The sequence below is a fragment of the Aquidulcibacter sp. genome, assembly GCF_049239865.1.
Classification (GTDB): domain Bacteria; phylum Pseudomonadota; class Alphaproteobacteria; order Caulobacterales; family Aquidulcibacteraceae; genus Aquidulcibacter.
On sequence record NZ_JBMLTR010000003.1, the window covers coordinates 1 to 9,561 of the forward strand.

At 56.7% G+C, this 9,561-nt stretch carries 11 protein-coding genes, 1 pseudogene and 1 riboswitch; of the genes and pseudogenes, 5 read left to right on the forward strand and 7 right to left on the reverse strand.

Annotated features, from left to right (window positions below; translation table 11 throughout):
* The 5 genes from ACOVRA_RS00035 to thiS all read right to left on the reverse strand — a co-directional run.
* A partial coding sequence (locus tag ACOVRA_RS00035; RefSeq protein WP_421718536.1) for an AMP-binding protein occupies positions 1-584 on the reverse strand: 584 nt, incomplete at its 3' end.
* A 126-nt stretch (positions 585-710) separates the two neighbouring features.
* Positions 711-1,379, reverse strand: coding sequence for a thiaminase II (gene tenA, locus ACOVRA_RS00040; protein WP_421718537.1), 669 nt, complete (start codon positions 1,377-1,379; stop codon positions 711-713).
* A 3-nt stretch (positions 1,380-1,382) separates the two neighbouring features.
* On the reverse strand, positions 1,383-3,509 hold the full coding sequence (locus ACOVRA_RS00045) for a TonB-dependent receptor (RefSeq protein WP_421718538.1): 2,127 nt from the start codon (positions 3,507-3,509) through the stop codon (positions 1,383-1,385).
* Positions 3,502-3,629, reverse strand: a riboswitch (TPP riboswitch). Its footprint overlaps the gene before it by 8 nt.
* 51 nt (positions 3,630-3,680) lie before the next feature.
* Positions 3,681-4,478 carry a thiazole synthase gene (locus ACOVRA_RS00050; protein ID WP_421718539.1) on the reverse strand — a complete coding sequence of 266 codons (798 nt, stop codon included), beginning with the start codon at positions 4,476-4,478 and terminating at the stop codon, positions 3,681-3,683.
* Positions 4,479-4,482: 4 nt separating this feature from the next.
* Positions 4,483-4,683 carry a sulfur carrier protein ThiS gene (gene thiS, locus ACOVRA_RS00055; protein WP_290803164.1) on the reverse strand — a complete coding sequence of 67 codons (201 nt, stop codon included), beginning with the start codon at positions 4,681-4,683 and terminating at the stop codon, positions 4,483-4,485.
* 137 nt (positions 4,684-4,820) lie between these two features.
* On the opposite strand from thiS, the gene aroQ reads away from it, so the two are divergent.
* The 4 genes and pseudogenes from aroQ to aat form a co-directional block, all read left to right on the forward strand.
* A complete protein-coding gene (aroQ, locus tag ACOVRA_RS00060; protein ID WP_298227242.1) occupies positions 4,821-5,267 on the forward strand; it encodes a type II 3-dehydroquinate dehydratase in 447 nt (148 codons plus the stop codon).
* 51 nt (positions 5,268-5,318) lie between these two features.
* Positions 5,319-5,801, forward strand: a complete 483-nt coding sequence (accB, locus tag ACOVRA_RS00065; RefSeq protein WP_421718540.1) for an acetyl-CoA carboxylase biotin carboxyl carrier protein — start codon at positions 5,319-5,321, stop codon at positions 5,799-5,801.
* Positions 5,802-5,816: 15 nt separating this feature from the next.
* Complete coding sequence (gene accC, locus ACOVRA_RS00070) at positions 5,817-7,175, forward strand: acetyl-CoA carboxylase biotin carboxylase subunit (RefSeq protein ID WP_421718541.1); 1,359 nt, start codon at positions 5,817-5,819, stop codon at positions 7,173-7,175.
* A gap of 56 nt (positions 7,176-7,231) precedes the next feature.
* A pseudogene (gene aat / locus ACOVRA_RS00075) lies at positions 7,232-7,687 on the forward strand (leucyl/phenylalanyl-tRNA--protein transferase); the annotation flags it as partial.
* 55 nt (positions 7,688-7,742) lie between these two features.
* Here the strand turns inward: aat and ACOVRA_RS00080 are convergent.
* Positions 7,743-8,801, reverse strand: a complete 1,059-nt coding sequence (locus tag ACOVRA_RS00080; protein WP_421718542.1) for a DUF2155 domain-containing protein — start codon at positions 8,799-8,801, stop codon at positions 7,743-7,745.
* Complete coding sequence (locus tag ACOVRA_RS00085; protein WP_290803153.1) at positions 8,801-9,190, reverse strand: NADH:ubiquinone oxidoreductase subunit NDUFA12; 390 nt, start codon at positions 9,188-9,190, stop codon at positions 8,801-8,803. Before ACOVRA_RS00085 ends, ACOVRA_RS00080 begins: the two co-directional genes overlap by 1 nt.
* Positions 9,191-9,371: 181 nt before the next feature.
* Between ACOVRA_RS00085 and ACOVRA_RS00090 the strand changes: the two genes are divergently transcribed.
* Positions 9,372-9,561 (forward strand): hypothetical protein (locus ACOVRA_RS00090; protein ID WP_421718543.1); only part of this gene is annotated, 190 nt, incomplete at its 3' end.

A 9,561-nucleotide genomic window follows, 5' to 3' on the forward strand; every position in this document is an offset into this window, starting at 1 on the left:
CAGGGGTCTTTGGCGGTCAGCATTTCGCGATAAGCGCGCGAGGGCCGCTTATTGCTCTGCGCGTTTAAGGCGCGGTCCAAGTCATTGGCGTTGGGGATTAGACCGCCAGCAGCCCAAACTGACACGCCAGTTAGTTGACCATCAATCGTGCTCCAAAGATCGGCCTGCTCCGCGCCGACGATTGCCGCTTTGGACTTGGCGATAGTCACGCAATGGAGAAGCGAGGGACCTTGCAGATTGTGATTGATCAAGGCGACGATCACGCCAACCTTGGTAAGGCCGTACCAAGCGGCCAAATAGTCTGGCCGATTCTGCATGAAGAGCGACACCACGTCGCCCGCCTTCAGACCAATCGACACCGCCCAATGCGCATAAAGGTTCGCGCGCCCGTCAAATTGGCCATAGGTCCAGGTTTTACCCTCAAACATGATGGCGGGCTTGGAATTAAATTGGTCGCAAATCGCTTCCCAATTGTCCGGCAGCAAGACTTGGCTGTCCGGGCTTAAGTCTTTCATCCAATTATTGGTGCGACTTAAGGCCGAAAAAAATGTAACCTCGCGCTTGATGCTGTCGAATAGGCCCATGGGGTGCGTTTCCTCTTTTCACCTTTATGGACTGACTTGAGCCTGCTTCAAGCGGCTTAGCTGACATGAAGAGCGGTTTTCGCAATAAGTTGAACGCACTGATACACAAATGCATCAGGCATCGCGTCATGGGCGAACAGGCCAGTCTTTTTGGTGATAGGCGCTGTCCCAAAATAGCCACTCATGTTGAGCGCACCGCAGGAAAGCGGCCTGCATGCGCGCACGCTCTGCTGGCCCTGCGGCTTCGGCGGCTGCATTGACGATGGCCTTCATGCGCTCGCTTGCCGCCGCGAAATTTTCGTCCGCATAAGTATCAATCCAAGCCTGATAGAAATTTTTGGGCTCGCCCTGCTTGGCAATCGTGGTACCGACATCTTGATAGAGCCAAAAGCATGGCAAGACGGCGGCTGCCAAAACCGCGAAACTATCGGTGACGGCTGTGGCCAGCATGAAATTCACATAGGCCTCGCAAGCCGGTGTCGCGGCTGCCGTTTCTGCCGCTCGGGGATCAATGCCGAATTGCTCAAGGTAACCGGCATGTAGCGCACGCTCGACAATGATGGCCACTTCAGCAGCTTTAGAGAATTCCAAGATTTCATCCGCTGCCGGGGCTTTCGCCGCACCCAAAGCCAGAACCCGCGCATAGCCCTGAAGGTACAAGCTGTCTTGGATCATATAATGCGCAAAGGCTTCGCGGGATAAAGTGCCGGCCGAAAGTTCGGTGTTAAAGGGGTGGGCGTGGACGGCTTCGCGCAATTTGGCGGCTGCCGCCCAGACATCATCGGTAAAAGCCATGACCTAAAACTCCCGTCGCAGACTAAAGGTGACTTTGCGCCCGCGGTTGATGGTGAATGTGTCAAACGGGCCGCCGGGGCCAAGACCTGCCAACAAGCCTGTCATGCCTTGGCCAAAGGCGGAAATGGCCCAGCGTTCGTCAGTGACATTTTGGGCATGCAGAATTGCAGTCCAATCGCCGCGCCTTGCGGTGAATGTCAGGTCGGTCCACCAACGCGCCGGGGAATAGAGCACATTGTCGATCTCATAAAAGGTCTTGCCGGCATAATTGGCGTCGATGCGCCCGGTTAGATAAACCTCATCAAGGCTTACGCTATATTTCGCTGAGACTTTACCCGTATCCTTGGGCGCATTGGGGATGGCCTTGCCGCTATAATCCCGCGTGGCGGGGGAACCCAAAAGCGGATCGGTGGCGATAAAGCGCTCAATCTTGGTATCGGCCAAAGCATAGCTGGCCGACAGGTCGAGGCCGTCCAAGGGCTCTAGGAAGATACTGGCCTCTAGGCCCCTCACCGTCACTTCGTCCACGTTCAAGGTCACCGACTGATTGTCGATGAACGTATAGTTTTGGTAGTCTTCTACCTTATTGGAGAAGACATTGAGCTCCAGCCTGCCAGACACATTAGGCAATTGCTGTTTCCAGCCCAATTCCAACGAGGTCGTGATCTCTGGCTGATAGGTAGCCTTCCAGATGGAGCTGGCGGCTGGGGTCGGGTTGAAACCACCGGGGCGATAGGCCTCGCCATAAGTGAGGAATAGATTGGTATCCCCGCTTAGCCATTGCGCCGTCACACGGGGCTGAAAACGCTCAAACGTGCCCTCGCGGCGGGAGATCGCCGGTCCGCCAACTTGGCTCAATATCGTCTGCGATCGCTCATCCCGATCCAGCCTACCTTGTGCTTCCAGCTTAAATGCATCGGTCAATTGATAGCCTAGGCCGCCAAAGACAGAAGTCTGATGAGATCGCGTCAGATAACGCGGCGCTGGGCCACCGAATAACAAGGGGCCAAAATCGTCGGTGCGGTCCTTGTCGGTGTCTTGAACGAAAAGGCCCCATTGATGGGTGAAGTCCTGATTATCACTCGACACCCAGCGCACTTCTGCCGTGGTGGCGCGGATATCAATGGGCTGGCGAATAGGCTGAATACCATTTGGGAAGGCCGGAAAGCCAAAGAAGGTCAAAGGCCCCGGCCGATAATCCAATTCCTCGTCCCAACGCTTGGCATAGGAATCCCTGGCGACATAGGCCGACAAAGTGCCGTCAGCGAATGGGCGTGAAGCTTTCGCAACCCCCTGCCCCCAGCGTCGTTTCGATTGGCCGGGATAATCGCCGATTGGCTTGATCAGGACTTTGCCAGAGAGACGGCCTGCATTCTTGCCCGTCACATTGTTAGAACTCGCCCAAGCGGCCCCACCTTCATCTTCCAGATATTGAAGCCTGAAGTCAAAGTTCCAGCCTAAAGCGGGACCAGTCAGACGCAGACGTGCGCTGCGGGTTTCAACGGAATCGACCAGACGATTGAGCGTGGTGTTCTTGATCCAGCCATCAGCAGAAGACCACAGGCCCGAGGCCCGCAAATTCCAGTCGGCACCAAGTTCGAAGCTATGGGCAGCCTCAATCTCGCCCAAACCACCATTGCCTGCGGTGGCTTCAAGATAAGAGATACTTTGCCCAGTGCGAATGCCAATCACGCCGCCTGAGGCATTCTTGCCAAAAAGTGCTCCCTGCGGTCCCTTTAAAACCTCTATCACGTGGACATCATAAAGGCGTGGCGTGAACAGCTCCGTATCGGCCAAAGGCACACCGTCGAGCACCATGGCGACGGAAGCCTGCTGCAAACGGTCGGTCGTTGCACCTCGGATCGAGAGGATATTGGTACCGGGGTCTTGGTCATTGACCATCCAAACGCCGGGGACGGCTGTCGCCACATCGTCGACTGAAGCAACCCCATCTGCGCGGATGATCGTTGCGGCAGCAGCGGTATTGAACTTGAATTCCTGACGTCCCCGAACGGTGACGAGTTCGGTTTCCTTGATGGAACTGCCAAGCTCGATAAGGTCTGATTCTGCAGGTTGAGAAACAGGTTGCGCAGCTTGCGCCACGGCGAGAATTACGAGTGATAAAGTCATAGTGTCCCCTCCCTTCGCCGGCATGATCCGGAGCAGGTTCTACGGGTCGCCACGCGACAATCCTTCTGGACTGTTTATGGCCTCTCAGCCCCTCATCGTGGGGCTCCCCGGTGTGTGGGCGGGGTAGGCCCGCACTGTAAAAGCGTCAAGCTGTTGACGCAGATAGCGCGGCTAGATCAGGCCGGCCAAGGGGCTGGATGGGTCGGCATAGCGCTTACGTCCCATGCGGCCAGCCAAATAGGCGTCGCGACCGGCAAGAACCGCATGCTTCATGGCGCGTGCCATGCGGATGGGGTCTTTGGCTTCGGCAATGGCGGTATTCATCAAGACCCCATCGCAACCAAGTTCCATTGCAATTGCAGCTTCTGAAGCGGTGCCAACGCCTGCATCGACCAAGACTGGCACGCGGGCTGCTTCGACGATCAAGCGAATATTGACGGGGTTTTGAATTCCGAGGCCCGATCCAATCGGCGCGCCCAATGGCATAATGGCGCACGCGCCTGCATCTTCCAGCCTGCGCGCAAACACGGGGTCATCGGTGCAATAGACCATGACGTCAAAACCCTCTTTCACCAGCACTTTGGTGGCTTCCAACGTCTCAATCATATCCGGGTAGAGCGTCTTTTGGTCGGACAACACTTCCAGCTTCACCAGAGACCAGCCGCCAGCTTCGCGGGCAAGGCGCAGCGTGCGCAACGCATCTTCGGCGGTGAAACAGCCCGCCGTATTGGGCAAATACGTATAGCGCTTGGGGTCTACATAGTCGGTCAAGCGCGGCTGGCTGGGGTCTGACAAATTGACCCGCCGAACAGCAACCGTGACGATCTCAACGCCCGCAGCCTCTGCCGCCGCCGCATTCTGGGCATAGTCGCGATACTTGCCCGTGCCGATGATCAGGCGCGATTTAAAGGTGCGCCCGGCAACGGTCCAGCTATCATCGTGATTGAGGTCTTTAGCTGCTTCGGTCAAACCCTCATCCCCCGCCAACAAATTGCACAAATTCCAATTGGTCGCCGTCGGCCAAAATGGTCTGATCCCATTGCGACTTCATCACGATCATGCGGTTACGCTCTATCGCCACGCCACGTGGATCAGCGACCAAGCCCGAGACCAACGTAGTCAAGCTGGTCCCGGCTTCAATCTGATGTTCTTCACCATTGAGATAAATGATCATCGCACCCTCTTTGGCGCGTGATATGGGCGGGCTTGGCTGGTTTGATCAAGGCAGTTGTGCAGGAAAGTAGTCATAAGATGCAACCAATTCAGCAAGTCCACCTTTCCCTTTAGGCAAAGCAAGGTTACACCTAGTTCATGGAAAAAGCGATTTTTGTGCTCAATGGGCCAAACCTCAACCTGTTGGGCACGCGCGAACCTGAGATTTACGGGACCGATACGCTGGCGGATGTGGAAGCCGCTTGCACTGCGCTGGCCGGAACCTTGGGGTTTAAGCTTGTCTTCCGTCAGTCCAATAGCGAAGGCGAATTGGTTGATTGGCTGCAAGAAGCCCGTGACCAAGGTGCGGGCGTTTTGCTCAATGCTGGCGCGCTGACCCACACCTCGCTTGCGATCTATGATGCGATCAAGGCTATGAGCATTCCTGTCATAGAGATCCATTTGTCGAATCCTTTGCGGCGCGAAGCGTTTCGTCATCATTCTTATGTCGGTATGGCTGCCACCGGCACAATCGCGGGCTTCGGTCTGCACTCTTACGTGCTGGGCATAGAAGCCCTCGCCAAGAAACTATCGGTCAAAAGCTGACCCTTTTGCCCCAACAAACCAAGGCCCAAAGCTGGCCTACAGGAGAGACGAATGAGCCAATCAGGATTCGACACAAAATTGGTCAAGGATCTTGCGCGTATCTTGCGCGACACAGACCTGAGCGAGATTGAAGTAGAAAACGAAGGGGTTCGGGTGCGCGTTGCGCGGCAAGCCAGCGTCGCCCCCCAAATGGTTCATGCCCAAGTGCCAGTTGCTTCGGCACCAGTAGCAGCAATGCCAGCCGCACCAGCGCCAGCCGCAGCGGCAGCGGCGGCCCCAGCAGCTGATCCTGCCAAACACCCAGGAGCAGTCGCCTCGCCCATGGTTGGCACCGTCTATACTCAGCCCGAGCCCGGTGCTGCTGCCTTTATCAAAGTGGGCGACACGGTGAAGGAAGGCCAGCAGCTCTTCATCATCGAAGCGATGAAGACCATGAACCCTGTGCCTTCGCCACGTTCTGGCACCGTCACAGCGATTCTCGTCCATGATGCACAACCCGTTGAGTATGGCGAAGCGCTCTGCGTGATCGAATAATCAGGAGACACACAGGTGTTTGATAAAGTTCTGATCGCCAACCGCGGCGAGATTGCCCTGCGGATTCACCGCGCCTGCAAAGAAATGGGAATCACCACCGTGGCGGTCCATTCAACAGCGGACGCGGACGCGATGCATGTACGCTTGGCCGATGAAAGCGTCTGTTTGGGCCCGCCCGCCGCTGCGAAATCCTATTTGAATATCCCAGCCCTGATCGCAGCGTGCGAAATTACTGGCGCGCAGGCTATCCATCCTGGCTATGGCTTTTTGTCGGAAAATGCACGCTTTGCCGAAATCATTGACGCGCATGGCCTCGTCTTTATCGGCCCGCGCGCTGAACACATCCGCATGATGGGCGACAAGATTGCCGCCAAAGCTGCCGTAAAGGCTGCCGGCATTCCCGTGGTGCCAGGTTCTGACGGTGGCATTTCAGACGATGAGACCGCTTTGGCGGTAGCCGAAGAAATTGGCTATCCCGTGCTGGTTAAGGCCTCCGCCGGTGGCGGTGGTCGCGGGATGAAGGTGGCCCATTCCAAGGATGAGTTGTCGGTCGCGCTTTCCATGGCCCGCACCGAAGCCAAAAACGCCTTCGGTGATGACACGGTGTACCTCGAGAAATATCTCGGCAAGCCGCGCCACATCGAAATCCAAGTGATCGCAGACGAGTTCGGCAATGTGGTTCATCTGGGCGAGCGCGATTGTTCGCTTCAGCGCCGCCACCAAAAGGTTTGGGAAGAAGCCCCCTCACCCGCGCTGAACGCTGAAGAGCGCGCCGAGATTGGCGACATCGTGGTCAAGGCCATCAAATCGCTGGGCTATTTGGGCGTCGGCACCATCGAATTTCTCTATGAAGAGGGCCGCTTCTATTTCATCGAAATGAACACCCGCCTGCAAGTAGAGCACCCCGTCACCGAGATGATTACTGGTGTGGACTTGGTGCGCGAGCAAATTCGGATTGCCGCCGGCATGCCTTTGTCCTTCACTCAAGAAGAAGTTGTGTTTGAGGGTGTGGCGATTGAGTGCCGGGTCAATGCCGAAGATCCTGTTACCTTTGCCCCGTCGCCCGGTACCATTACGGACTTCCACGCCCCAGGTGGCTTGGGCGTACGCTTGGATTCAGCCATTTATACTGGCTATAAGATTCCGCCTTATTACGACAGCTTGATCGGAAAACTGATCGTACATGGTCGTAACCGCAATGAATGCCTGATGCGGTTGCGGCGTTCTCTGGCTGAAATGGTCGTTGGCGGGGTGAAGACGACGATCCCGCTCTTCCTGCGACTGGTGCAAGAACGCGACATCATTGATGGCGACTACAATATCCACTGGCTGGAGAAATGGTTAGCCGAACAAGCTGAGGAACCGCGTGCATGAGCAAGGGCTTTGGCCCGGACGAGCTTTTAGCATGCTATGCGCGGGGGACTTTCCCGATGGCAGACGGGCGGGATGACCCGCGCCTGTTTCTGGTTGATCCAGACCAACGCGGCATCCTTCCGCTAGACCAAGTCCATATCCCGCGACGCCTCAAGCGCACGGTCCGCACGACCCCTTATGTGGTGACCATCAACCAAGCCTTTCGTGAGGTGGTGGAATTGTGCGCGGCACCCAGTGGCGAGCGGACTGAGACCTGGATCAATCAGCCAGTATTAGAGCTTTACGACGGTCTGCACCGCCGCGGGCATGGCTTTAGTTTCGAGGCTTGGCACGAAGGTGACTTGGTGGGGGGGCTCTATGGGGTTCGTCTCGGGGCGGCTTTCTTTGGCGAGAGCATGTTTTCGCGCGCGCGCGATGCCAGCAAAATTGCCCTTGTCCATCTGGTCGCGCATCTGATAGCAGGCGGGTTTCGCCTGCTAGACACGCAGTTTTTGACCGATCATTTGATGCAATTCGGCACCTTGGAGGTCAATCGCAAGACCTATCATATGCTTTTAGCCGAAGCGATTACGTGCCCTTCGATTTTCCCTGTGCCGGGGCTGCTGGTGCCGGAGCCGCAGGAACAGGACCTGTTCGCGGCTCAGACTCACCTGGATCTGCCTCCGGCGCAACCGGTACCGTTGCCGCTGTATCTGGACCTGCCGCGCCCGCTTTGCCTTCAGAGCGCGGGCGCGCTTTGTTTAGAGACGATTGAGTTGCACTTGGCGGCGCAACTGCCCCTTCACAACTAACCAGCCACATATCGTAAGTCGGATGATCAATCGGGGTCACGGCAGGACTGGACGCAATGATCCAGCCTTTGCGCAATACGCGTTCCTTATTGGCTTCCCGCATGTCGCGACGGTTGCGCTGGGGCAAAACGGCCAATTGATTGGTATTTTGCCGTCCCATATCGGAAACTTCGACATAGGCCCAAGCTTCCATGGGATCCTCTGGATTGGAAGCATAACAAGCGGATAACTTCAGACGCAAAGACCCATAGGTGACCTGACTGCCAACCGGAACGCGCACGCGGACATTGGTCCCCTTCTCGCGGTCCAAAGCCCCGATCATCACCCCCGTGCCACGAATTTCGCGCACGGTCTTGGGCCCAGTCTCGAGCGCTTCAGGTGGAAACAAAAGTTCAAGCGGTACAAGAGGGATATTGGGGCCAACCAATCGGGGCATTACCAAGCCACTGGCCGCTAAGGCCTGCTGCTCGGCTTCTGCTTGGCTTAAAGCTTCACGCCGGATGCGAGCGCGCATTTCGTCTTCCGGTGTCATCCAAGTACCCGTGCCATTTTGGCGGTATGCTGGGGCAACATCGCCTTCTTCGGGTTCTGCAATCGGACCAAGTTCAGGATCAATTCCCCCACTTGTCGCCGCAGGGCTGGTCGCTTTCGTGGCCTTGGCCGGATCGCTGGCCGCACTGCCACTCAAGGCAGGCCGCAGCCCAGTCGAATTAGCTTCTGGATTTGCGGTCTGCGCAATAACCGCACCGCTGCCGAGCGCAATGCAGGCCGACCCCAGCGCCAGCCAACTCAGCTTCTTTGCATCGAACATGGCCTTGCCACTTGCCCGTTTCATTATTCAGGTGACCAAGACTCATAGTCGCTGGATGACTTGGCGCGCTCACCTGCTCCAGCCAAGCTGCCCTTTGGCCGATAGGCAAAGACAGTTCCTGTCAAATTCGGCAGGTGCGGCTTTTCCCACGACTTCAGCACGAACGGCTCAATTGTCGGGGGTTGCTCAAACGTGTGGTGAAGCCAGCCATGCCAGTCAGCAGGCACGCGTGACGGCTCTGCATAGCCCTTGTAAAGCACATAGCGGCGCTTGCGCCCTTCGAGGGTTGCCTTGCGCTCTTCAAAATAGCGATTGCCTTGGTCATCCTCGCCCACCAAAGTTGCACGCTTTGCGATATCAAACAGCGCACCAATTGTTGCACCATTCCACCACGTAAAGATTTTTGTGAGCACGGGAATTTTCCTCTTCAGCGCGCATTATGCCCCGCCCCGCCCGTCGCATCAAGTCGAAGCGGCATGCCTGAACAGGTCGAAACACCGATTACCGAAGGCCATACTTAATCTTCAGCAGAAAGCATCGCTGTTGATGCAGTTTTTCCCCAATCAGGACTAGGCGGCCGCAGACTTCAGGCAGATGATCACGCCAGTGATTCGCGATGGGGCCGCCGTGAGCTTTGATTCCGCCTTTTTTGGTCGTGAGCGTTTGGTCGCGCAGCCAGATATGCTGCGCGAGCTCGGCCCCGACTCTGGTCCATTCTTTGCCCCCGCGAGTTGGACTTTGGACAATGTACTCGCATTTGCAGAGTCTGCAGACCTGCCGGACG